This is a genomic window from Caulobacter sp. BE254 (assembly GCF_031457295.1).
Classification (GTDB): domain Bacteria; phylum Pseudomonadota; class Alphaproteobacteria; order Caulobacterales; family Caulobacteraceae; genus Caulobacter.
Genome location: NZ_JAVDWJ010000006.1, coordinates 106,811 through 128,741, shown reverse-complemented (window position 1 = coordinate 128,741; position 21,931 = coordinate 106,811). Strand labels below are relative to the sequence as shown.

The following is a 21,931-nucleotide window of genomic DNA, read 5'->3' as shown; positions in this document are numbered from 1 at the left end:
CTCATCAAAGCGGCTAGACCCTTTTTTCACCGGGACCGGCTGGCGGGCAGGAGCGCGGCCTCGCTCGGGTGCGGTCGGTCGGCCATACTCGCCCAGGCCCCCCGATGACACGATGACACGATGACATAACCATAGAGGGCAATCTTTATATATACGTCCTTGTGTTGTAGGCTGTGGAGAACTGATCAAGACGCCTTGTCGCCGTGAGGGGGACCGATGACCAAGACGGTCTATGTCCGGGGTGCGGACGACATTGACGAAGCCCATTTCGCCGCCAACGTCGCTGCGGCTCGGAAATACGGCGCCGTGGTCGTGGGGCTTATCACCGACGAGGCCTTCTGGCGCTCCGGCCGGGCGCCCCGGCTGGACTTCGAGGCGCGACGACGGATCGTCGATCGGATCGAGGGGGTGGCCCAGATCCTGTCGCAGAACGACTATGACGGCTTGGCGACCTTGCGGCGACTCCAGCCGGACTACTGCCTCTGCGACCTGAACGCCGACGCCGGTGCGGACGCCGGGCGTCTGCTGGCCCTGGCTGGCGAATGGGCGGGGCAGCTCATCACCCTGGAAGGCGTTCGCGGCGACCCCGAACCGCGCCAGGTCCTCGACTTCGAGTTCGGTGTGACGCCGTCGATGCGCCTGAGGCAGTTGCGTCGCCTTCTGGCCCATTCCGGCTTTGTCCGAGCCTTGGAGGTCCACAGCCCGCTATGCGGCGCCATCGTCGAGAAGGCGGAGGTCCAGCGCCAAGGCCGCAGCGTGGGGTTCGACGCCATGTGGTCCTCGAGCCTTACGGACTCGACGGTGCGCGGAAAGCCGGACATCGAGGTGGTCGACCACAGCGCGCGCCTGGCCGGGCTCAACGAACTGTTCGACGTCACCAGCAAACCGCTGCTCTACGACGCCGACACCGGCGGGCTGGCGGAGCACTTCGGCTACACCGTGCGATCCCTTGAGCGGCTAGGCGTTTCCGCGGTCGTGATCGAGGACAAGGCCGGGCTCAAGCGCAATTCGCTGCTGGGGGGCGACAGCCGGCAGACGCGCGAGTCGATCGACGACTTCAGCTACAAGATCGCCGCGGGCAAGGCCGCTCAGACCACCCGGGATTTCGCGGTGATCGCGCGGATCGAGAGCTTTATCCTCAACGCGGGTCTGGAAGACGCCCTGGAGCGCGCCAACGCCTATGTCGAGGCCGGCGCGGACGGCGTCCTCATTCATAGCCGCGCGAGCGACCCCGACGAGATCTTCGCCTTCTGCGACCGGTTCCGGAAGGTCGACGCTTCGAGCGCGCTCGTGGTCGTGCCGACCAGCTATGGCGACGTCTACGAAAGCGAGTTGCGGGCGCGCGGCGTCAATGTGGTCATCTACGCCAACCATCTGCTCCGGGCGTCCTATCCGGCGATGTTGCGGGCCGCGCAGACCATTCTCGAGCATGGTCGCTGTCGCGAAGCCGACGCCCACTGCATGCCCATGGAGGAGGTGTTCCGCCTGGCCCCGGGGCCAGAGCGCCGATGATCGACGCCCCGCGGTTCCTGCAAATGCTCGAGCGCCGGGGCGTCGGCCTCTACGCCGGCGTGCCGGATTCCGCCCTCAAGGCCCTGGGCCGCGCCCTGGCGGAGCAGATCGCGGCGCCTCGGCATATCGTGGCGGCCAACGAAGGCTCGGCCCTGGGCCTGGCCGCCGGCCACCACTTGGCCACCGGCGGACTGGCCTGCGTCTACATGCAGAACTCCGGCCTTGGGCACGCGGCCAATCCGCTGGCCTCGCTCCTGTCGGCGGACGTCTATGGCATCCCCGTCCTGCTGATCATCGGCTGGCGCGGCGAGGTTCTCGACGGCGTCCAGTCCGCGGACGAGCCGCAGCATGTGCAACAGGGCCGGATCACCTTGCCGATGCTCGACTGTCTGGAGCTTCCCTACGCCGTCCTTGGCCCCGATCACGGAGATCGCCAGGCCGAAGACATGGTCGGGGCCCTGATCGAGCAGAGCCTGGCCCGATCCAGGCCCGTGGCCCTGGTCGTGCGCCGCGGCGTTCTGGACGCGGGGGACGATCCGCCGCCGGGGGCGTCGCCGTACGGCTTGAGCCGTGAACAGGCGTTGCAAGCGGCCATAGCGCTCATGCCGCCAGACACGGTTTATGTCGCCACGACCGGCAAGGCTTCGCGGGAGCTCTATAGCCATCGCCAGGTTTCGGGTCTTCCGCCGGGGCGCGACTTTCTCACGGTCGGGGCGATGGGCCATGCGCTGCAGATCGCCGTCGGCGCGGCCCTGGCCAGACCGGAGCGAAGGTTTGTCTGCCTGGACGGCGACGGCGCCTTCATCATGCACATGGGCGGGCTGACCGCCGCGGCGCAGTGCGCCAACCTGCTCCATCTGGTGATCAACAACGGCGCGCACGAATCGGCCGGCGGGGCGCCCACCCAGGGATTCGCCATCGACATGCCCGCCATCGCCGGCGCCTGCGGATATGGTTTCGTCGCGCGCGTCGATGGCCGCGAGGATCTGCAGGCCAGGATCGGCCAGGGCCTTGCGGCGGGGTGCGCGGCCTTCATCGAGGTCCGGGTCAATGCCCGATCGCGCGCCGACCTGCCGCGGCCGAAAGGCGGGCTCGGCGCGGCCAAGGCCGAGTTCATGCGCCATCTGGCCGGAGCCGACCGCGCGTGAGCGCCGCGCCCGATCTGGGCGACCTGGGCGACGCCCTGACCTGGTCCGGTCTTGGCGAGTACGCGGGGTGCTTCGACCCGCTCGAACCGCGGCAAGCCGTCTGGCGGGCCAACCTGAACGCCGCGTCGACGCGCCTGCGCCCCCTGGTCGAGTTCTTCCTGCTCAACCAGGCGGTTTCCACCGACAGGCTCTCCGAGCCGATCCGCGCGGGCCTGATTCCCTTGGCCGAAGCCGGACTGATCGAGACGCGCGGCCATGACCTCGCGTTGGCGGGAGGGCTGGTCATCCTTCCGGTGTTTGGCCGATGGGTGATCTGCCACCCTCCGCGGATCGATCCGCGCTTTTACCTTGGCGACGACACTGTGGCCCTGCTCGCCCGGCTTACGCCGTTGGCGGGCGGATCCTGTCTGGATCTCTGCGCGGGGCCTGGCGCCCTGGCCTTGCACGCCGCGGGCGTGGCCAGGCGGGTGACGGCCGTCGAAAGAGATCCTTCGTCGGCCCGCCTGGCGCGGCTGAACGCCAGCCTCAATCGTCTCTCGGCCAGGATCGAGGTCCTGGAGGGCGATCTCTACGACCCCGTAGCGGGGCGAAGGTTCGACACCGTGGTGGCCAACCCGCCGCTTCTGCCGTTGCCGGACGGCCTGGGATCCCTGCCCCTGGGAGACGGCGGAGCCGACGGCCTGGCGTTCACGCGGGCGATTCTGGAAGGACTGGCCGATGCGCTCACGCCTGGCGGGGTGGGGTTGATGATCGGCGCGGGCCTCGGCGACGGCCGTGCGCTCCTGGGGCTCGAGAGCTTGGCGCGCGCCGGCGGCGGGCGACTGGACCTGACCGTCAGTCTCCTGTCGCATCGCGCCCTGGACGAGGCCGGCGCCTTCTGGGCGGCGCTGACCCATACGGTGGGCCTGGCCCTCGGCAAGCCGCCCGCCCTGGTCCAGGAGGCCTACCGCCGCCATCTGGCCAAGGTCGGGGCCAGCAGTCTGTGCCACCTGTTCGTCCATGCCCGCCTTGGTCGGGGCTTGGTGGACGTGATCGATCTCGCCGACGCCCACGTCGGGGAGACCTGGCGTTGGCGTTCCGCCGGGGTTCGCGGGGATGCGTGATTGACCCGATGGATCATTGAGGGTTTAGCTGTTCAGAACAACTCTCAAGGGTTGCATCATGTCGGGTCGAGTTGATCTCGCCGCACGCCCTTCGCGCCTGGCCCCTTTCGTCGATGACGTCGGCGTCGCCTGGGACGCCCGCACCCCCGGCCTGGAGCCGATCGCGCAGCTTACTCCAGAGGTCGCGCTCGAACTTCGAGATCATCGCGACACGCTGGGCGGACCCGTGGCGCCGACAGGAATAGCGGTCGATCCGCAGGCTTTTCCGGCGCTGCGAAGGCTGGCTCGCACGATGCTGCTCCAACGTCTCGACCACGGCGCGGGTTTCGTCGTCCTTCGCGGACTGGGGGCGCTTGAGCTGACGCCCGACCAGATGCAGGCGGCGTTCTGGCGCTTCTGTGTGGCGATGGGCGAGCCGATGGTCCAGAAGGCGGGGAAGGTGCGGTTCGGTCGGGTGGCCGACCTGGGGCGGCCCGCCTCGTCGCGCCCGCGCTATCACGAGACGGCGGTCGGCGGTTCGGTTCACACCGACAGCCCCATCATGCCCCAGGTCGCCGACCTGGTGGGCCTGCTGTGCCTGCGGGCGGCCGAGCAGGGCGGTCAGAGCCGGTTTGTCAGCGTCGCGCGGGTCCACAACATCCTGCTGCGGCAGGCCCCCGATCTTCTCGGCGAACTTTACGGCCTGTTTGATTTTGATCGCCGGATTCCGGCCGACGACGTCTCGGACACCAATCCGCCCCTGCTGAGAGCGCCGATCTTCTCCTACGCCCCCGATCAGGGCGCCTATGGGCTGAGGCTGCGCTGGCAACCCGAATATGTCTGGGAGGCCGCCTCGCTTCCCGGCGCCTCTCCTCTGAGCGAGCGGCGGCGGCTGGCGCTGCATCTGCTGGAAGGAGTCCTGGAGGATCGTTCGAACGCCATCACGCGGCAGGTGGCGATGATCCCCGGCGACATGCAGTTCCTGAACAACCATCGCATCGCCCATGGCCGGGCCGCCTTCTTCGACCCGCCCGTGACGGTGGGTACGGACGGACCTCGCCGGGAAATGCGGCGCGTCTGGTTGCGCCGCCATCCGGCTTCGAAACTTCCCGCGGTCCAGGCGGCCCCATGCAGGCCGTGATCTTGGCGGCGGGCGTCGGCTCGCGTCTGGACGGCGCCGAGGGCGGGCTGCCCAAAGGCCTGCTGGAGGTGGGCGGCGCCAGCCTGCTCGATCGCCAGGTCGAGCAATTGCGCGCGCTGGGGGTCGAGCGGATCTGCATCGTCACCGGCTATCGCCCCGAGCTTGTCGAGCGGCGCTTCGCCGGCCGCGCCGAGTTTCGACATAATCCGTTCTTCGACCGATCCAACAATCTCGTCAGCCTGGTGCTGGCCCGCGACTGGATCGAGGAAGACGTCGTGGTGGCCTATGCCGACCTCCTCTATGAGCCTTCGGTGCTCGAGGCGGCCTTGGCGGCGCGTGGGGACATCAACCTGCTGGTCGACCGCTCCGCGGTGGCTCCCGGACACGCCCTGGTCCGGATGGCGGGCCACGCGGTCCAGGCGATCGGCCGCCACATTCCGGTCGAACGGGCCGACGCGCGCTTCGTCGGCCTGACCCGGCTGACGCCGCGAGGCCTGGGGCGACTGCGCCCCGAGCTCGAACGCGCCATGAGGGCGGCGCATGTGGACCAGTACTACACCGTAGCGCTGACGGCCCTGGCCGAACGTGGCCACCCCATCGAGGCGGTCGACGTGACCGGACAGCGATGGTGCGAGATCGATCTGCCCGAGGACCTCGATCGCGCCCGCCGGACCTGGAGCTGAGACGTGTGCGGCATCTTCGGCGTGGCGTCCGCCCAACCGCTCACCGAGCCGCGACACCTGCTGGAGACCCTGACCGATCGTCTCGCTCATCGCGGCCCCGACGGGCGCGGCGTGCATGCCGAAGAGCGGGTCTTCCTGGGTCATCGTCGCCTGGCCGTTCTCGACCCCGTCGGCGGCGTCCAGCCCATGAGCACCGAGGATGGCCGCTACGTCCTCGTCTACAACGGCGAACTCTACAATCTGCCGGAGTTGCGCGCGCAGCTGCGGGCGCGCGGGCGGGTGTTCTCGACCAGGGGCGACACCGAAGTCGTGTTGCAGGCCTATGCCGAATGGGGCGCCGATTGCCTTTCGCGCCTGCGCGGAATGTTCGCCTTCGCCGTCTGGGACAGGACGCGACAGGAACTTTTCCTGGCGCGCGACCGCCTGGGAATCAAGCCGATCTACTACGCCCTGCTTGGCCGCAGACTGGTGTTCGCTTCGGAAATGAAGGCGATCACCGGCCATCCGGAATTTCCCCGCCAGGCCAATCTGGCGGCCTTGTCGAGCTATCTGAGCCTGCGCACGGTGATCGGCGCGGAGACGGTATTCACCGGACTCCACGCCCTGCAGCCGGGCTTTTTTGCGCGTTTCGCCGGGGGGCGGCTGGAACTGCGACGCTACTGGGACATCCCCCGGGTGCGGGCGGGCAAGGACCGGGGCGAGCGCTACTATCTGGGGCGATTGCGCGAACTGCTGTCCGACACCGTCAAGCGCCATCTCGTCAGCGACGTGCCGGTCGGGGCCTATCTGAGCGGCGGCGTCGATTCCAGCTTGCTGGTCGCGCTCATGGCGCGACACGCCGGCTCGCCCATCAAGACCTTCTCGATCGGCTATGACGCGCCGGGTTACGACGAGGGCGACTACGCTGAAATCGTCAGCCGCCATCTGGGCGCGGAGCATCGACGGCTGGTCGTGGAGCCGGGCGGGTTCCTCGACACCATGGAAGCGATGATCCTGGATCGGGATCAGCCCCTGTCCATACCCCACGAGACGGCGCTTCGGACGCTCTCGCACGACCTGCGTTCGCAGGTCACCGTCTGTATGTCGGGGGAGGGGGCGGACGAGCTCTTCGGGGGTTATGGGCGCGTGCAGCGCTCTCCCCACGACTTCCAAAAGCTGAAATTTCTCGAGAAATGGGCAGGGCCGGCGGCGCCTTGGCTCTCCGGCGTCCTGGGGGATTCCGACCTTGCCGCGCGCCTGGGAGCGCGGGACGACGTCGAACACTTCCTACGCGTCTATCATTGGTGGCCGATGGCCGAGAAGGCGGCGCTCTTCACGCCCGAGGTCTGGCAGGCGCTGAACGGGGACGAGGCGCTGCGGGCCTCCTGCCGGTCCGTCTTCGACGCGAGTGGTTCGTCGAACGCGTATGAGCGTGTGTTCTATTTCTTCGAGAAGGTCCACCTGCTCAATCTGCTCGATCGCCTGGATGTCCAGAGCATGGCCGCGTCGGTCGAGGCCCGGGTCCCGTTCGTCGATCACGAGCTGGTCGAATTCGTCAGCGCCATTCCTCTGCGCCACAAGATGCGCTGGCGCTCGCCTGTTCACAGGGTCGCCGCCCTGTTCATGAAGAGCGAGGACTTCAGCGAGGTGCTGGACATCAACAAGTACCTGTTGCGCCGCTTGGCCGACGAAATGCTGCCGCCCGCGATCGCTCGCCGCAAAAAGCTGGGCTTTCCCACGCCTCTGGATCGTTGGCTGGCCGGGCCGCTGCGGCAACGCGCGCGAGAGATCCTGCTCGATCCCATGACGCGCCGACGGGGCCTGTTTCGGACCGATGTCCTGGAGCGGTTGCTTCAGGACGAGCCGGACCTGAAATACGATTTCCACGGCAAGCGGGTGTGGATGTTGATGAACGTGGAGCTGTGGTTTCGTCTCCACATCGACGCACGCCCCTAGAGCGAGCCGCGCGATGCCCTAGGTCAGCGCCCGCGCCCTGGCCGCGCCTTGCCGATTCAGCAGGTGAGCTTCGATATGACCGATCAGATCGGCTTCCAACTGCTCAAGGGGTTGTTGGCCGTCGACCTCCAGCCACCCCTCCCGCCGCGACCAGTCCTCCAGCAGGGACTGGATCTTGCGCTGATGGGACAGGAAGCTTTCCGGGGCGCAAAGGGGATCCATGCCGCACTCGTAGGGGACGCGGTCATCGGGCTTGCGGGCCAGCAATGTCTCGGCCGGGACCTTGAAATGGAAAACCAGGTCGGGGCGCGGCAGCAGGGACGTGGCCGCCAGGGCGGCCTGTTCGTTGGCGCCGAAGATGATCTCGGCCGCCGTGTGCTTCATCCAGTAGCTGTCATGAATGATGATGCGATCCGGATCGCCCGTCGCAACCTGGCTGACCGTCGTGGCGATCGACCACAGAATGAACAGCAGGCGGGCGCTGGCGCTGGGCATGGCCAGGACGGCCTGGCGCACCGTCAGCACGTCGGCGGCGATGAACGCCGAGGCCGGCGAGACCTCCGCGTCGAGTATGTCGAAGCGGTCGAGCCGCACCGCGTCAAACCCGCGCCGCCGCAGGGCCTGCGCCAGGGTCTTGCTGAGCGTGGATTTTCCCGCCCCGTCGGGTCCGGCGATCGCGATCAACATGCCTGCCTCCCCGGCTCGACTTGCCCGCCCGAGAACCGGCGGAGTTTCGTGCCGTCGCGCATAAATTACTATAGGATGCGCTTTTAATTTATCAATCATCAGTGGTGATCGGGATGGCGCAGACCTTGACCCTCGACCTGCGGCAGCGTCTTCATGGTTGGCGCGTGCGCGGCGACGGCGCCTTCATCGACGTCCAGGCCGATCGAAGGGACGCCGGGCGGCTGCTCGCCCATGCCCTTGGCGCGCACACCGAAGTCACGCCGACCCACGGTCAGGCGAATGACGCCCCGGCCTGGACGGTTCGCCTAGGCGCGCGCGAGGGCTATGACGCGCTCCTGGTCCGTCTTCGGGCTCGCGAGCCCGAACCCGAGGCGGAGGATCTGGCGCCCTATTGGCGGGGCGACTTCCAGTCGCTGCGGCTGGGCCGGAGCCAGGGCGTTCAGGCCGTCGCCCACATCGATCCCTTCGTCGGCGTGACCCTGTTCGAGCCTTCGACCAAGAGTCTCACCTACCTGTTTCCCGCCGGGGCGGACGTCTACCTGCCGCACCTGGAGCACTTGGTGACCCACGGGCTGCGGGTCGAGGGCTGGCGACGCGGACGGGTCGATGTCCACGCCGCCTTCGTGCGTTATCGCGGAAAGGGCGCCGCGATCATCGGACCGAAGCGCGCGGGCAAGACCAGCCTGGCCATGCATCTTCTGGCGCGCGGCGCCCAGCTGCTGGGCAGCGACATGGCCCAGGTGCGAGGTCGCGACGGGCGGCTCGAGGCCTTCTCGATCCCGCACATGTGCCGCATCACGCGCGAGACCGTCTGGGACAACGGCTGGCTGAACACGGCCCTGGCGGATGTGGGCGAGGGCGCGGCGAGCCATGCCGAGGGGCCGCTCTTCTCCCATGGCAAGTACGAGCTCTACGACCCGTCCATGGACCGCGTGTTCCAGCGCGCCGTGGCCCTGGCGAGCATGGACGTGAACGCCTTGATCTTTCCGCGTTTCGATACCGCCGTGGATCGACAGGCGCTGACTCCCGTTCCGCCGGAGGAGGGGATCGCAAGACTGCTCGGCAGCGTCAGGCATGATCGCCCCCTGGCCGACTGGCTGGGGTTCGATCTGGAACGGAGAGCCCTGGCCGAGGCCGAGCTCGAGGCCTGGACTCGCACCTCCGCGCGCCTTCCACAGTGCTTCGAACTGCGGTTCGGTCGCGAGGCTTCCCTGATCTGGGAGGAGATCGACGCCACGTTCGACGGCTTGCTGGGATGACTAGGGTCTGTCCGTTTCCGATGGAAGCGTCAGAAGCAGGCAGGCTCGATTTCAAACCTTGAGCGCGTGGCGGGCGCCGAAACCGCCCGCGCTTTCGCCGTCAGGCTCCAAGCCAGGCAGTTGAAGCCCCGCCTGGCGCGCCTGGTCGACCAGGCCCGCGAGGGCGCCGTCCAGGACCAGGTTCTCGTTCGAAGTGGCTTGCCCTGCCCGATCCGCCAAGTCGCCGCCATTGTCGAGCCAGAGCAATCCCGCGAACTGAGCCACGCTCATCTCCAGGGTCTGGCCGAAATCGTTGAGGCGGCCGATCATCACGCCTTGATCGACCCGGTGGAAATCGACGTCGATGTCCAGGACGGGCGGCGAGACCGACGACGGCCCGCTCGAGCGCCCTAGGCGGCGGGGCGCCGGCGCGCCGTGGACCAGGCCCTCCTCGGCCCAGTGAAACACCGCGCGCGCGAATGCGGCGATGCGGCTGGCATGAGCCAGGGCGGCGTCGAGCGTGGCGACGGCGGGAGCCCGATGCAGCCGCCAATAGACCTCGCTTGGCCTTAGGCCCGAGACCGGCAACTGCAGGCTCTGCTCCCAATCCATCGGCAGGCGGTCGAGCAGGCGGCTGCGCCATTTCGGCGTGGGATTGGTGAACCCGGATCCGGCGAGCAGTCCGTCCGCCGCGTGGCCCAGAAGGTCCTGGGCCGCATAGACGAGCAAGGCGGCATCGCCTTCTTCACGATAGCCGGCCATGTCGACCTGGATCGTGCGAGCCATATGCCGGGCGATGTGCAGCTTGAGCCGGCCGACCTGGGTCGTCAGGACCTCGTCGCCGGATCGTGACGAGGCGCCGGCCGGCCACAACCGTCGTCCGGCGCCGAGGCGATGCAGAAGCAACATCTCGCTGGGCGTGAAATCGGCGGCGACCATCAGGTTCCACCCGGCCTCGGCCCAGGCCGCCAGGCGCTCGCGCAGGCCTGTCTCCGCCGCCTCCGGGACCACGCGCAGGTCGACAAGGCTGCGCCCCGCGGTGAAGGAGCGCACTTCATCGGGGGAGGCCCCCCGATGCTCGATCCGGGACGTCAGCAGCAGAAGGTCGACGTCGGACTTGCGGTTTCCAAGGCCCTCGGCGAGTGACCCGACCGCGATCAATCGATCGTCTGGGCCAAGTTCGACGATCGTCCGCGCCCCGGCCAGGACCAGGTCGACGTCGGCGCCGTTCAGGCGCAGAAATTCATCAAGGTCCATGGAGCGATCCTCGAAAGACGGCCGATGCGCTCAGGAGTCCAGGAAGGCGGGCGCCTTGGCGCGGCACCAGTCACGCTTCTCGCAACAGTCGAGCGAGCAGTCGAAGACCCCCGTGTCGCCCAGTTCTTCCCGCGTGATGCGACCGAAATCTCCGAACCGCTTGGCGATCAGATCGGCGACCTTGCCTTGCGGCAGGTCGGCCGCCAGCCGTTCGATCAGCCGGGCGGTGTAGCCCACATGGGCCAGCTCGTCGCGCAACAGCGAATCCTGCACCGCCTTGATCGCCGAACGGTTCTCCGGCGGACAATGCTGGGCCAGGGCCTGTCTTTGCATCACGTGATGGATGGTCGTGCGGATCTCGGCGATGTTCATCTGGATGAAGTCGTCGACGGTGGGCTTCTTGGCGTAGGGCGAGCCTGGCACCGGATAGAGCGCCTTGCGGAGGGTGAAGCCGGGCGACAGCTGGCGCAGTTCGATCCGGAACTCCGGCGAGACCGCGCCCGGAAAGGCCAGGTCCAGCAGCGCCAGATACATCAACGAGTGCTTAGATTCGTCGACGGCGTGCTGCTTGAGGCTCGACTGTTCGATCGGGTCATCGGAACAGGCCGCCAACGACCACAGCCGCTTGGAGCCATCGCCTTCCCGCTCGGAGTTGGTCAGCAGGGAGGTGGCCATCCAGCGCGCGTCGCGCGCGGATTCCCGGTAGACGGTTTCATAGGCCTGGGTGTCGAACGGCGGCGTATCGGCGTCGACCGTTCGATTCACCGCCGTCGCGTAGATGGGGCAGTCGCCAGGACCGCCGAGCATCTCCAGGGAGAGCTCCACGATCCTGGCGACCTTGGCTCCGTGGGCTTCGCTCATCAGCGCCGCGCTGGCCCTGTCAGCGATCCTCGCGGCGTTCGTGGCGCGCCCGTGCATGGCCGACCTCGCGCGGCCGGACTACTGCAGCACGTGGGACTGGGGATCGAACGGCGCGTTCATCGCCACGAAGGCCACGTCGGCCTTGGCGTACTTGCTGGCGATTTCGCGTTGGGTCGCATCGTCGAGGACGAGCTTCCCGTCCTTGATGCGGCCGGTCAGCACCAGGCCTGTGCGGTGTTCGGCGAGCGTCTTGGCCGCGGTGGCCAGATGCTCGGCGTCGTGGCGGGGTAGGGTGGACATGGCTCTGCTCCCTTGGGTGTTTAGGTGAACGCAAGAGTTGTGCACTTCGAAAATGCTACCAAAAGATTCCATCGTTAGCAAGCTGTCGTCATGCGTGTGCTCGGGCCGCATCGCGCCCGGGGAACGAGAAGGCGAGAGGCCGCCATCGCCGGGCGTGAGGGACGAAACGGCGCCAAGGCTCGGGTCTCGCCTTGCCGATGAAGGGCGTCGCCGGCTCCAGGGGCCATGGCTGTCCGTGAGGTGGTGCGGGCGGCCGGAATCGAACCGGCATAGCCTTGCGGCTGACGGATTTTCGTACCACTTCGGCTTTCGCCGCCGCCCCGTGACCGGGCCGTTCGTGGTCTGGACTATCCCTTCACCGTGCTCCGAAAGCCGGAGGTTAGGTGCTGCCCGTCTAGTCTCTACACCTTCCCTCGAAAGAGGGCTTGGCTCGGGATCGCCATCTGACAGGGTTCCCCGAATTTGAGCAGTTCTACGTCCCGGATTTCCCCGGGCGCACTCAATCCTTGGCTTAAGTCCGTTGCGTCTACCAGTTCCGCCACGCCCGCCTAAACCGAGCCGAGCTATAGTCGGCCAGCTCCTGGTCGTCGAGGATTTCGAACGGGCTCGGAACGCCGTCGGACGTCGGGATTTCCCCACGCAGGAGGAAGCCATGACCGACAAGAAGACCGACGAGCTGACCGAGGCGCTGAAGGCCAATCCCGAGCCCAAGCTGGACGACCAGGGCGAGATCGCCGCCGACGACGCCGGCGCGACCGCCATGGCCGAGCGGGTCACCCGATCCGCCGGGGCGCCGGGCGACGAGGAAGATCGCTGAGCGCAGTGGACAGTTAGGCGTCTGGCGCTCGCGGCCCGCCCTCGTCCTTCGACAAGCTCAGGATGAGGGCTACTTTGTAGGGCGGTTCAGTAGAATTTCTCATCCTGAGCCTGTCGAAGGACGAGGAATTCGGTCCAAGATCGTCAACCGTCCACAGCGCCTAGCGGCCAGGCCAGGGCGCCCGCCTTCGCGGCGCCCGACGGAAACTGGACCGTTACGGCTCGACGCGCGGCCGGCGCGTGATAGCGTCGCCGTCCTCGATCGTTCGAGGGCGGGGGATAGTGATCATGCAGCGTGGACTGGCCGCTTTGGCTTTCGTGGCGGCCGCCTGCGCCGCGCCCCTGTTCCCCGTCGACGCGCACGCCGCCGAGGTCGAGGTGGTGCGCGCCGCCCGGTTGCTCGACGTGGCCACGGGCAAGTACCTCGACAGGCCGCAGGTGGTGATCACCGACGGACGGATCTCGGCGGTCGGCAAGGCCGGCGACCCGGTCCCGACCGGGGCCACAGTGGTCGACCTGCCCGACGCGACCCTGCTGCCGGGCCTGATCGACATGCACGTCCACCTGGACAGCGTCGCCGAGATCGGCGGCTATACCGGCCTGCAGTACAGCGACGCTTTCTGGAGCGTGGTCCAGACCGCCAACGCCAAGCGCACGCTGGAGGCCGGCTTCACGACCGTGCGCAATGTCGGGTCGGAGAACTTCGACGACGTGGGCCTGCGCGAGGCGATCGACGGCGGCTACGTGCCCGGTCCGCGCATCGTCACCGCCACCTACGCCATCGGCGCGACGGGCGGCCACTGCGACCAGACCTTCTTCCCGCCGTCGATGAACCAGAAGAGCCCCTATAACGTCGACAGTCCCGACGAGGGCCGCAAGGTGGTGCGCACCCTGAAGAAGTACGGCGCCCAGGTGATCAAGATCTGCGCCACCGGCGGGGTGTTCTCGCACGGCGACGAGCCGGGGCAGCAGCAACTGACCCTGGCCGAGATGCAGGCCATCGTCGACGAGGCCCACATGGCCGGGCTGAAGGTCGCCGCCCACGCCCACGGCGCGGCCGGGATCAAGGACGCCATCCGCGCCGGCGTCGACACCATCGAGCACGCCAGCCTGGTCGACGACGAGGGCATCAAGCTGGCCGTCCAGAAGGGCGCCTACTTCTCGATGGACATCTACAACACCGACTACACCCAGGCCGAGGGCGCCCGGAACGGCGTGCTGGAGGACAACCTGCGCAAGGACCGCGACATCGGCGAGGTGCAGCGCGAGAACTTCCGCAAGGCGCTGAAGGCCGGGGTGAAGATGATCTACGGCACCGACGCCGGGGTCTATCCGCACGGGACCAACGGCAAGCAGTTCGCGGTCATGGTCCGCTATGGCGCGACCCCGCTGCAGGCGATCCAGGCCGCGACGATCACCGCCGCCCAGGCCCTGGGTCGCGACAAGGACGTCGGCCAGGCGGCCGTGGGCCGTTATGGCGACCTGATCGGGGTGTTCGGCGACCCGCTGGAGGACATCACCACGCTGGAAGAGCCGGTGTTCGTGATGAAGGGCGGGGCGGTGGTGGTGCGTCCCTAGATTGTCGCGCTGCTACACAATGTCGCGGCGGTGGCGGCCGGCGGTTAACGCCAAGGTCGTGGCCGGATGCTAGTCCGGTTCCTTGTCGTTCCTGGAGCCGCCCCGGACCATGAGCCTGACCTCGGCCCACCGCGCCTTTCGCCGGACCATGACCCTGATCGCGGGCGGCAATCCCCTGTGCACGGCGCTGCTGGCCATCGTCCAGGCGGTGGAGGCCGAGGACCCCAGCACCGTCTGCAGCATCCTGCTGCTGGACGCCGAGGGCGAGCACCTGCTGATCGGCGCGGCCCCGGGCCTTCCCGAATTCTACAACCAAGCCATCCACGGCGTCCGCATCGGCCCGTCCGCCGGCTCTTGCGGCACGGCGGCCTATATCGGCGCCCGGGTGATCGTCGAGGACATCCAGACCGATCCCCTGTGGCTGGACTACAAGGCGCTGGCCGCCGAGGCCGGCGTCGCCGCCTGTTGGTCCGAACCGATCCGCAGCGCCGCCGGCGCGGTGGTCGGCACCTTCGCCATCTATCACCGCCAGCCCAGCACCCCGAGCGAGGAGGACGTGGCCTTTATCGAGGCGGCGGCGGAACTGGCGGCGATCGCCATCGACCGGCAGCGGGCCGAGGAGACCCTGATCGCCAGCGAGGCGCGGGCCCTGCGCGCCGCCCAGAGCGCCCTGGAGACCTCCAGCAACCTGTCGACCTTCTTCGAGGTGTCGCTGGACATGCTCTGCATCCGCGACCTGGAGGGGCGGTTCGTCAAGCTGAACAAGGCCTGGGAGACTGTGCTGGGCTATTCGGTCGACGAGCTGGTGGGCGCCCCGCTGCTGCCCCTGCTGCACCCCGACGACGTCGCGGCGACCAAGGCGCACATGTCGCGGGCCAACAGCTCGGGCGAGGTGGCCGGCTTCGTGAACCGCTACCGCCGCCGCGACGGTGAGTACCGCCAGCTGGAATGGCGGGCGCGGCGGTCGGGCGACCTGATCTTCGGCGTGGCCCGCGACGTCACCGAGCGGCTGCGCGACGAGGCCGAGATGGCCGCCGCCCGCCGCGCCGCCGAAGCCGCCAACCAGGCCAAGAGCGACTTCCTGGCCAATATGAGCCACGAGATCCGCACGCCGCTGAACGGCGTCATCGGCATCGCCGCGACGCTGAGCGACACGCCCCTGACCCCGGTTCAGCGCGAGATGGTCGACCTGATCCGCTGCTCCGGCGCCACGCTGGAGCGCCTGGTGTCCGACATCCTCGACGTCTCCAAGATCGAGGCGGGCCAGATGACCATCGAGACCGGCGTCTTCGACCTCGACGCCGCGATCGACGGCCCGCTGGACGTCACCCGCCTGCGCGCCGAGGACAAGGGCCTGGCGTTCCGGGTCGAGCGCGGCGACGACGTCCGCGGGACCTTCCTGGGCGACAGCGTCCGCATCGGCCAGGTGCTGGGCAACCTGCTGTCCAACGCCTTGAAGTTCACCGACCAGGGTGAGATCGTCGCCCGGATCGATATCGAGGCCACGGAAGGCGCGTCGGGCGCGCGGCTGGTCCTCGAGGTCGCGGACACCGGCGTCGGCTTCGACGCGGCGCAGGGCGAGATGATCTTCCAGCGCTTCAGCCAGGCCGACTCGACGATCACCCGCCGGTTCGGCGGCACGGGCCTGGGCCTGTCGATCAGCAAGACCCTGGTCGAGATGATGGGCGGCGAGATCTCGGCCCGCTCGCGGCCGGGCAACGGCAGCCTGTTCCGGGTCGTCCTGCCGCTGGAGCGGACCGACGGCCTGGACGTCGCGGCCGCCGGGGAGGCCGGGAGCGGCGTGTCGCCGGCCGATCGGCCCGAGGGGCTGCGCGTGCTGCTGGCCGAGGACCATCCGGTCAATCAAAAGGTGGTGCAGCTGATCCTGGAGCCTCACGGCATTGAGGTTACCGTGGTCGAGAACGGGGCCCTGGCGGTCGAGGCTTTCAGGACGGGCGGCTATGACCTGGTCCTGATGGACATGCAGATGCCGGTCATGGACGGCCTGGCCGCGACCCGCGCCATCCGGCGGCTGGAACAGCATGATCCCGCCGGGGCGCCGATCCCGATCATCATGCTCAGCGCCAACGCCATGGCCCATCATCGCCAGGACGCCCTGCTGGCCGGCGCCGACCTGCACCTGGCCAAGCCGGTCACCGCGGCCGACCTGATCAACGGAATCGGCCAGGCTTTGGACGAACGCGAGCGCCGCGCGGGCTGAAAATCGGCGGTTCGGCTTCACCTTTGGCCCGGCAGCGCCTAAATCGTGCGGCTCGCGGCGTTCGCGCCGACCGACCCTCCGCTCAAGGCCGCGCCGTGATCACCTTCGAAGACGTCTCCAAGACCTATGCCGGGCCTGGACAGCAGGCGGGCGGCCGCGCCGCCCTGGCCGGGGTCAGCCTGTCGGTCGCGCCCGGCGAGGTGTTCGGGGTGATCGGCGCCTCGGGGGCGGGCAAGTCCACCCTGATCCGGCTGATCAACGGCCTGGAGACGCCGTCGGGCGGCAAGGTGATCGTCGACGGCGACGACGTGGCGGCCCTCGGTGTCGAGGGGCTGCGGTCCCTGCGCCGCCGGGTCGGCATGATCTTCCAGCACTTCAACCTGCTGTCGTCCAAGACCGTGGCCGGCAATGTCGCCTTCCCGCTGAAGCTGGCCGGCCGTCCGGACGCCGAGGTCAAGGCGCGCACCGCCGAGCTGCTGGCGCGGGTGGGGCTGAGCGACTTCGCCCACAAGTATCCGGCCCAGCTGTCGGGCGGCCAGAAGCAGCGGGTCGGCATCGCCCGCGCCCTGGCCACGGGCCCGAAGGTGCTGCTGTGCGACGAGGCCACCAGCGCCCTGGACCCGGAGACCACCGAACAGATCCTGGAGCTGGTCTCGGGCCTCAACCGCGAGCTGGGCCTGACCATCGTGCTGATCACCCACGAGATGGACGTGGTCCGCCGCGTCTGCGACCGGGTGGCGGTGCTGGAGGACGGCAAGGTGGTCGAGAGCGGTCCGGTCGAGGACGTGTTCCTGCATCCGGCCAGCGCCACGGCCCGGCGGTTCGTGATGGAGGCGGACGGCGTTCCCGGCGAAGCCGGCGCCGCGGTCGACGGCCGCGTGGTGCGCCTGACCTTCCGCGGCGAGGCGACCTACCGGCCGATCCTGGGCGCGGTGGCTCGCGAGACCGGCGTCGACTACTCGATCCTGGGCGGCCGCATCCATCGGCTGCGCGAGACCCCCTACGGCCAGCTGACCCTGTCCCTGACCGGCGGCGATGTAGAGGCCGCCATCGCCCGGTTCAAGGCCGACGGCGTTCGGGTCGACCTGGTCGCGGAGGCGGGCCGATGAGCGGCTTCATGGAAAACATCGACTGGTCGGAGATTGGCCAGGCGACACTGGATACCCTGTCCATGCTGGGTGGCTCGATGGTGCTGACCGTGGTTCTGGGCCTGCCGCTGGGCGTGATCCTGTTCCTGACCGGACCAGGCCAGATGCTGCGCAACCGGTTGGCCAACGGCGTGCTGTCGCTGGTGATCAACATCCTGCGCTCGGTGCCGTTCGTGATCCTGCTGATCGTGATGATCCCGCTGACCGTGGCCCTGGTCGGCACCTCGCTGGGCGTGGCGGGGGCGATTCCGCCGCTGGTGGTCGGCGCCGCGCCGTTCTTCGCCCGCTTGGTGGAGACCGCCCTGCGCGAGGTGGACAAGGGCGTGATCGAGGCCAGCTTCGCCATGGGGGCCAAGCGCCGACAGGTGGTGCTGGGCGCCTTGCTGCCGGAAGCCATGCCGGGCCTGATCGCCGCGGCGACGGTCACGGCCATCGCCCTGGTGTCCTACACCGCCATGGCCGGCGTGGTCGGCGCGGGCGGCCTGGGCGATCTGGCCATCCGCTTCGGCTACCAGCGCTTCCAGACCGACGTGATGGTGGTGACCGTGGTGCTGCTGCTGGTGCTGGTCCAGGCGCTGCAGATGGTCGGCGACGCGGTGGTGCGCCGCGTCTCGCACCGCTAGAACGCGTCCATGACCGACAACGACATCCCCATCCTCTCCGCCCCGCCGCCCGAGCACTGGGACGAGAGTTTCGCCCAGGGGCTGGTCGGCAAGACCATGCTGGTGAACCTGACCTTCCTGGACGCCGACGGCGACCTGGAGGGGCGCGAGGCCTTCTACGGCGTGGTGATCACCGCCGACGCGGAGGAGGGAATCCTGCTCGACCTGCTGGGCCCGCAGGACGGCGACACCACCACCCTGCCGCCCCAGACCTCGAACATCCGGGCCGCCGAGCCGGGGCTCTATCCGCTGACCGACGGCGAGACGGTGGAGAACCCGGATTTCCTGTCCAGCTGGACCATCGCCGGCCCGGAAGAGCCGGCGAACGATCCGGAATAACTAAAGCCGCTCATCCCGGCGAATGCCGGGACCCAGATCTCATGGCGGTGTGGATGATTGGAGAGGCTCGGCGCTTTTGGCGTCAGCCTCAAAGCTATTCCATCTGGATCCCGGCATTCGCCGGGATGAGCGGAATTGAGTTAAGCCTGGTCGAACGGGAACGGCAGCCGGCCGGCCTTGAACAGGATGAGCGGATTCTCGTCATAGTCGCCCATCTCGACGTCGGCCGAGGCGGCGAAGGCGACGACGCCTTCGCGCAGGGGCGCCAGGCGCTCGGCCTTGCGGCGGGCTTCCTCGGCGTCCTTGCAGCCGACCTGCTGCTCGGCCTTCAGCCCCTTGCCGCGGCCGGCCTTGTAGGCTTGGACGATGTAGACGGTTTCTCGGGCCATCCTTATCCAGGCGACCTGTTTGGCGGCAAGGTCAAGGCGGCCAGGCCGTTTATCCCCGTTTCGATTGGCTCAGCCAGCGCGGCGGTCTCGGCCAATCGCCAAACCGGTTATCAACCGGATCGCCTCTCTGCAGCCCGAGCCAGATCGTGAAGCCGTGCTGGATCAAGATGCTGCCGTATTGGGCCGCGAAATACCAAAACCAACCCGTGTTGCTGGCCTGGTCGGTTCGATCGAGGAGCAAGGCCCCGAGTTCGTCGCCGGCGAACGTGAAGCCCAAGACGATAGGCACGAAACTTAGGACAATAACCGCGACGCCCCACCAAGCGGTTCGATCGATGTCGTGCAAGCGGCGAGCATAGGCATATTGCCAGAACACCAGGGTGAACAGTCCCGGTCCCGGGCGATGCGCCAGGATGACGGTGGCGTAGCTGATCACAATCAGGGCGATCACGGTCATCCAGTATTCCGGGCGTCCTGAGCGCTGGCTCCAGTGCAATGGCTTTTCCTATCCGTATCGATGCGCGGCGCGTTAGGTTGAGTTGCGCGACGGTGATCGTCAACGTCCCGCTCGGAGCGTGACAGTCGAGGGATTGTGGTTCCGCTCAGGAAATCTGATTCCCGCTTCCGCCCTGGATGGGGCAATACCCTACCCGATTAATCGCCTTAACGGAGCCGTTCATGGTCGCCCGCCGCGCCACCCTCATCAGCCTCGCCGTTCTCGCCCTGGCCGCCTGCTCCAAGACGCCCGCGCCGAGCGCCGGCGACACCCTGACCGTGGCCGCCACCGCCGTGCCCCACGCCGAGGTGCTGGAGTTCATCAAGCCGAAGCTGGCGGCGCAGGGGCTGAAGATCGACATCAAGGTCTTCAACGACTACGTCCAGCCCAACATCCAGGTGGCCGAGAAGCGCCTGGACGTGAACTATTTCCAGACCCTGCCGTATCTGGAGACCTTCAACGCCGACAAGGGCACCACCCTGATCCCGGTGATCGGCGTGCACATCGAGCCGCTCGGCGCCTATTCGCGCAAGGTCAAGGCGATCGGCGCGCTGCCCGACGGCGCCGTCGTGGCCATCCCCAACGAGGGCAGCAACGAGGGCCGCGCCCTGCTGCTGCTGGCCCGCAACGGGGTGATCACCCTGGCCGATCCCAACAAGGCGCTGTCGACCCTCAAGGACATCACCGCCAATCCGAAGAACCTGAAGTTCAAGGAGCTGGAAGGCGCGACCCTGCCGCGCGTGCTCGACCAGGTCGACCTGGCGGTGATCAACACCAACTACGCCCTCGACGCCAAGCTGGACCCGTCCAAGGACGCCCTGCTGATCGAGGACAAGAACAGCCCCTATGTGAACTACCTGGTCGGGCGGCCCGACAACAAGGACGACCCGCGCGTCCAGAAACTGGCCAAGGCCCTGACCTCGCCCGAGGTGAAGGCGTTCATGGAGCAGAAGTACCACGGCGCGGTGGTGCCGGCGTTCTAGGGCGCTTTCAAGCGCGGCGGGCCTAGTTGGCCGGGCGGAGCGCGCCGGTCAACGGGTCCACGCGCAGCAGCACTGGCCAGCCGAGACCGCCGTGGGGATCGACCACCGACATCACCAGCGGCGTGGCCTTCATCACGGCCACCGAGGCGCCTTGCGGCGTGAAGACCTCCTGTTCGGGATAGCGCGCCACGAGCATGGCGTTGAGCCGGCGGACCTCTTCGGCGTCAGTGACCTCGACGGCCTCGGCCGCCAGGGACAAGCCGCGAAGATCCGGCCCACCGCCGTTGTGACGCCCGATCGCGATCGAGATCCGGCGGTCTCGCCGGATGTTGGCCAGCTTCTGCCCCTCGCGGGCTATGATGAAATACAACGTCAGACCGTCGTGCATATAGCCGACGAAGGTCGCTTGCGGCCAGCCGTCCGGGCGCAGCGTGGCCACGGCCATGATGCGGTTTTCCGAGAGGATCCGCAGCGCGGTCTCCCTGAGGGTTTCGGCGTCGACGTCTATCGAGGGCATGGCGGCGTCTCCTGCTCGCTCGCCGGGCCGGGCGCGGGCCGCGGAGGCCTTGGCGAAGACGGGGCGCGTCAAGGTAGCACGAACGCCAGTCCTCCCGCTGGTCGTTGCTGAATCGTGTCCTGGTCTCGCCTGACATTTCACTCTACATATCAGGCTCGATGACCTTCGGAGCTTGCGCCGTGCGACAATTGATGGCCCCTGACGACGCCCTGGCCGGTGGCCAAACCGCTGGCGGCCGCGAGCGGATGCTGGTGCTGGACGTCTGTTCGTCCTCGGGGCTGGAGGACTGGTCGCCCGATCTGCAGAAGGCCAAGGTCTACGAGCGCATCCTGCTGGACCTGATCCTGGGCCGCCTGGCCCCGGGCGCGCGGCTGGACGAGCAGTCGCTGGCGGCGCGCTACGACGCCGGCCTGGCCGGGGTGCGCGACGCCCTGGGGCGCCTGGCCCTGGAAGGGCTGGTGATCCGCAGGGCCCGTTCGGGCACCACGGTCGCGCCGCTGGACCTGGTCGAGCTGCGCCAGGGCTACGAGGCCCGGGCCCTGATCGAGCCGCACTGCGCGGGCCTGGCCGCCAAGCACGCCAGCAAGGCCGAGGCCGACGGCATCCGCGCGGCCTTCGACGGCGGCGAGCAGGCGGCGCGCGACCGCGACCTGCCGGCCCTGGTGGCCATGGACCAGCGCTTCCACGCCGCTGTCGCCCGGGCCGGCGGCAACATGGCCCTGGCCCGCATCCTCATCCCGCTGCAGCACAAGGCCGCTCGCTACTGGGTGTTCTCGTTCGGCGCGGCCACCGAGGCCGAGCTGATCGCCGACGTCGAGCAGCACCGCGCCGTGGCCGAGGTGATCGCCCGCGGCGACGTCGAGGGCGCCCGGCTGGCCATGATGCGCGTGCTCAACATCATGCCTGAGGCGACCCGGCCGCTGTTCGAGGGGTAAGGT

At 68.3% G+C, this 21,931-nt stretch carries 22 protein-coding genes and 1 pseudogene; 15 read left to right on the top strand and 8 right to left on the bottom strand.

Going from position 1 to position 21,931, the window contains the following annotated elements; genetic code table 11:
* Window positions 1-216: 216 nt before the first annotated feature.
* The 6 genes from aepX to asnB all read left to right on the top strand — a co-directional run bounded on the left by aepX (window position 217) and on the right by asnB (window position 7,501).
* Window positions 217-1,512, top strand: a complete 1,296-nt coding sequence (gene aepX, locus J2X41_RS12840; protein WP_310082297.1) for a phosphoenolpyruvate mutase — start codon at window positions 217-219, stop codon at window positions 1,510-1,512.
* On the top strand, window positions 1,509-2,660 hold the full coding sequence (aepY, locus tag J2X41_RS12835) for a phosphonopyruvate decarboxylase (protein ID WP_310082296.1): 1,152 nt from the start codon (window positions 1,509-1,511) through the stop codon (window positions 2,658-2,660). The genes aepX and aepY overlap by 4 nt, the downstream gene beginning before the upstream one ends.
* The gene (locus J2X41_RS12830) at window positions 2,657-3,763 is read left to right on the top strand and encodes a methyltransferase (RefSeq protein ID WP_310082295.1); all 1,107 of its coding nucleotides are present in this window, start codon (window positions 2,657-2,659) and stop codon (window positions 3,761-3,763) included. The genes aepY and J2X41_RS12830 overlap by 4 nt, the downstream gene beginning before the upstream one ends.
* A 292-nt stretch (window positions 3,764-4,055) precedes the next feature.
* Window positions 4,056-4,883, top strand: a complete 828-nt coding sequence (locus tag J2X41_RS12825; protein ID WP_310082294.1) for a TauD/TfdA family dioxygenase — start codon at window positions 4,056-4,058, stop codon at window positions 4,881-4,883.
* Entirely contained in the window at window positions 4,871-5,566 is a 696-nt protein-coding gene (locus tag J2X41_RS12820) for a phosphocholine cytidylyltransferase family protein (protein ID WP_310082293.1), read from the top strand. Before J2X41_RS12825 ends, J2X41_RS12820 begins: the two co-directional genes overlap by 13 nt.
* Window positions 5,567-5,569: 3 nt before the next feature.
* Window positions 5,570-7,501: an asparagine synthase (glutamine-hydrolyzing) gene (asnB, locus tag J2X41_RS12815; protein WP_310082291.1), complete on the top strand. Its 1,932-nt coding sequence runs from the start codon at window positions 5,570-5,572 to the stop codon at window positions 7,499-7,501.
* 18 nt (window positions 7,502-7,519) lie between these two features.
* Here the strand turns inward: asnB and J2X41_RS12810 are convergent, their stop codons facing one another.
* Complete coding sequence (locus tag J2X41_RS12810; RefSeq protein ID WP_310082290.1) at window positions 7,520-8,188, bottom strand: hypothetical protein; 669 nt, start codon at window positions 8,186-8,188, stop codon at window positions 7,520-7,522.
* Window positions 8,189-8,301: 113 nt separating this feature from the next.
* Between J2X41_RS12810 and J2X41_RS12805 the strand changes: the two genes are divergently transcribed.
* Window positions 8,302-9,447, top strand: a complete 1,146-nt coding sequence (locus tag J2X41_RS12805) for a hypothetical protein (RefSeq protein ID WP_310082288.1) — start codon at window positions 8,302-8,304, stop codon at window positions 9,445-9,447.
* A 51-nt stretch (window positions 9,448-9,498) separates the two neighbouring features.
* Here the strand turns inward: J2X41_RS12805 and J2X41_RS12800 are convergent, their stop codons facing one another.
* The 3 genes from J2X41_RS12800 to J2X41_RS12790 form a co-directional block, all read right to left on the bottom strand.
* Window positions 9,499-10,683, bottom strand: a complete 1,185-nt coding sequence (locus J2X41_RS12800; protein ID WP_310082286.1) for a nucleotidyltransferase domain-containing protein — start codon at window positions 10,681-10,683, stop codon at window positions 9,499-9,501.
* A 30-nt stretch (window positions 10,684-10,713) separates the two neighbouring features.
* Window positions 10,714-11,544, bottom strand: a complete 831-nt coding sequence (locus tag J2X41_RS12795; protein WP_310082284.1) for a hypothetical protein — start codon at window positions 11,542-11,544, stop codon at window positions 10,714-10,716.
* Window positions 11,545-11,622: 78 nt separating this feature from the next.
* Complete coding sequence (locus tag J2X41_RS12790) at window positions 11,623-11,844, bottom strand: hypothetical protein (RefSeq protein WP_310082283.1); 222 nt, start codon at window positions 11,842-11,844, stop codon at window positions 11,623-11,625.
* Between the two features lie 652 nt (window positions 11,845-12,496).
* Here J2X41_RS12790 and J2X41_RS12785 point away from each other — a divergent pair.
* Window positions 12,497-12,661 (top strand): hypothetical protein, encoded by a 165-nt coding sequence (locus J2X41_RS12785; protein ID WP_310082282.1) that lies wholly within the window; start codon window positions 12,497-12,499, stop codon window positions 12,659-12,661.
* Window positions 12,662-12,696: 35 nt separating this feature from the next.
* Here the strand turns inward: J2X41_RS12785 and J2X41_RS12780 are convergent.
* A pseudogene (locus J2X41_RS12780) lies at window positions 12,697-12,792 on the bottom strand (hypothetical protein); the annotation flags it as partial.
* 156 nt (window positions 12,793-12,948) lie between these two features.
* Here J2X41_RS12780 and J2X41_RS12775 point away from each other — a divergent pair.
* The 5 genes from J2X41_RS12775 (at window position 12,949) to J2X41_RS12755 (ending at window position 18,608) form a co-directional block, all read left to right on the top strand.
* Window positions 12,949-14,238, top strand: coding sequence for an amidohydrolase family protein (locus J2X41_RS12775; protein WP_310082281.1), 1,290 nt, complete (start codon window positions 12,949-12,951; stop codon window positions 14,236-14,238).
* 109 nt (window positions 14,239-14,347) lie between these two features.
* A complete protein-coding gene (locus J2X41_RS12770) occupies window positions 14,348-16,459 on the top strand; it encodes an ATP-binding protein (RefSeq protein WP_310082280.1) in 2,112 nt (703 codons plus the stop codon).
* 95 nt (window positions 16,460-16,554) lie between these two features.
* On the top strand, window positions 16,555-17,568 hold the full coding sequence (locus J2X41_RS12765) for a methionine ABC transporter ATP-binding protein (RefSeq protein WP_310082279.1): 1,014 nt from the start codon (window positions 16,555-16,557) through the stop codon (window positions 17,566-17,568).
* Window positions 17,565-18,230: a methionine ABC transporter permease gene (locus J2X41_RS12760; protein ID WP_310082278.1), complete on the top strand. Its 666-nt coding sequence runs from the start codon at window positions 17,565-17,567 to the stop codon at window positions 18,228-18,230. Before J2X41_RS12765 ends, J2X41_RS12760 begins: the two co-directional genes overlap by 4 nt.
* Before the next feature lie 9 nt (window positions 18,231-18,239).
* Window positions 18,240-18,608: a hypothetical protein gene (locus tag J2X41_RS12755; RefSeq protein WP_310082277.1), complete on the top strand. Its 369-nt coding sequence runs from the start codon at window positions 18,240-18,242 to the stop codon at window positions 18,606-18,608.
* 140 nt (window positions 18,609-18,748) lie between these two features.
* On the opposite strand, the gene J2X41_RS12750 is transcribed toward J2X41_RS12755, so the two are convergent.
* Window positions 18,749-18,997, bottom strand: a complete 249-nt coding sequence (locus tag J2X41_RS12750) for a hypothetical protein (protein WP_028041448.1) — start codon at window positions 18,995-18,997, stop codon at window positions 18,749-18,751.
* A gap of 49 nt (window positions 18,998-19,046) precedes the next feature.
* Window positions 19,047-19,493, bottom strand: a complete 447-nt coding sequence (locus J2X41_RS12745) for a DUF805 domain-containing protein (RefSeq protein WP_310082275.1) — start codon at window positions 19,491-19,493, stop codon at window positions 19,047-19,049.
* A 137-nt stretch (window positions 19,494-19,630) separates the two neighbouring features.
* Here J2X41_RS12745 and J2X41_RS12740 point away from each other — a divergent pair, with 137 nt between their 5' ends.
* Window positions 19,631-20,476: a MetQ/NlpA family ABC transporter substrate-binding protein gene (locus tag J2X41_RS12740; protein ID WP_310082274.1), complete on the top strand. Its 846-nt coding sequence runs from the start codon at window positions 19,631-19,633 to the stop codon at window positions 20,474-20,476.
* Between the two features lie 22 nt (window positions 20,477-20,498).
* Here the strand turns inward: J2X41_RS12740 and J2X41_RS12735 are convergent, their stop codons facing one another.
* A complete protein-coding gene (locus tag J2X41_RS12735; RefSeq protein WP_310082273.1) occupies window positions 20,499-20,993 on the bottom strand; it encodes a pyridoxamine 5'-phosphate oxidase family protein in 495 nt (164 codons plus the stop codon).
* A 191-nt stretch (window positions 20,994-21,184) separates the two neighbouring features.
* On the opposite strand from J2X41_RS12735, the gene J2X41_RS12730 reads away from it, so the two are divergent.
* Window positions 21,185-21,928, top strand: coding sequence for a GntR family transcriptional regulator (locus tag J2X41_RS12730; protein WP_310082271.1), 744 nt, complete (start codon window positions 21,185-21,187; stop codon window positions 21,926-21,928).
* The last annotated feature ends 3 nt before the right edge of the window (window positions 21,929-21,931 follow it).

What these genes read in the sequence shown, in the direction of transcription:
- J2X41_RS12805 (WP_310082288.1), top strand. Translation starts at nt 8,302, where the DNA reads ATGGCGCAGACCTTGACCCTCGACCTGCGGCAGCGTCTTCATGGTTGG.
- J2X41_RS12785 (WP_310082282.1), top strand. Translation starts at nt 12,497, where the DNA reads ATGACCGACAAGAAGACCGACGAGCTGACCGAGGCGCTGAAGGCCAAT.
- J2X41_RS12755 (WP_310082277.1), top strand. Translation starts at nt 18,240, where the DNA reads ATGACCGACAACGACATCCCCATCCTCTCCGCCCCGCCGCCCGAGCAC.
- J2X41_RS12825 (WP_310082294.1), top strand. Translation starts at nt 4,056, where the DNA reads ATGCTGCTCCAACGTCTCGACCACGGCGCGGGTTTCGTCGTCCTTCGC.
- aepX (WP_310082297.1), top strand. Translation starts at nt 217, where the DNA reads ATGACCAAGACGGTCTATGTCCGGGGTGCGGACGACATTGACGAAGCC.
- J2X41_RS12760 (WP_310082278.1), top strand. Translation starts at nt 17,565, where the DNA reads ATGAGCGGCTTCATGGAAAACATCGACTGGTCGGAGATTGGCCAGGCG.
- J2X41_RS12800 (WP_310082286.1), bottom strand. Translation starts at nt 10,683, where the DNA reads ATGGACCTTGATGAATTTCTGCGCCTGAACGGCGCCGACGTCGACCTG.
- J2X41_RS12795 (WP_310082284.1), bottom strand. Translation starts at nt 11,544, where the DNA reads ATGAGCGAAGCCCACGGAGCCAAGGTCGCCAGGATCGTGGAGCTCTCC.
- J2X41_RS12740 (WP_310082274.1), top strand. Translation starts at nt 19,631, where the DNA reads ATGGGGCAATACCCTACCCGATTAATCGCCTTAACGGAGCCGTTCATG.
- J2X41_RS12820 (WP_310082293.1), top strand. Translation starts at nt 4,871, where the DNA reads ATGCAGGCCGTGATCTTGGCGGCGGGCGTCGGCTCGCGTCTGGACGGC.
- J2X41_RS12735 (WP_310082273.1), bottom strand. Translation starts at nt 20,993, where the DNA reads ATGCCCTCGATAGACGTCGACGCCGAAACCCTCAGGGAGACCGCGCTG.
- aepY (WP_310082296.1), top strand. Translation starts at nt 1,509, where the DNA reads ATGATCGACGCCCCGCGGTTCCTGCAAATGCTCGAGCGCCGGGGCGTC.
- J2X41_RS12775 (WP_310082281.1), top strand. Translation starts at nt 12,949, where the DNA reads ATGCAGCGTGGACTGGCCGCTTTGGCTTTCGTGGCGGCCGCCTGCGCC.
- J2X41_RS12730 (WP_310082271.1), top strand. Translation starts at nt 21,185, where the DNA reads ATGGCCCCTGACGACGCCCTGGCCGGTGGCCAAACCGCTGGCGGCCGC.
- J2X41_RS12810 (WP_310082290.1), bottom strand. Translation starts at nt 8,188, where the DNA reads ATGTTGATCGCGATCGCCGGACCCGACGGGGCGGGAAAATCCACGCTC.
- J2X41_RS12750 (WP_028041448.1), bottom strand. Translation starts at nt 18,997, where the DNA reads ATGGCCCGAGAAACCGTCTACATCGTCCAAGCCTACAAGGCCGGCCGC.
- J2X41_RS12770 (WP_310082280.1), top strand. Translation starts at nt 14,348, where the DNA reads ATGAGCCTGACCTCGGCCCACCGCGCCTTTCGCCGGACCATGACCCTG.
- J2X41_RS12790 (WP_310082283.1), bottom strand. Translation starts at nt 11,844, where the DNA reads ATGTCCACCCTACCCCGCCACGACGCCGAGCATCTGGCCACCGCGGCC.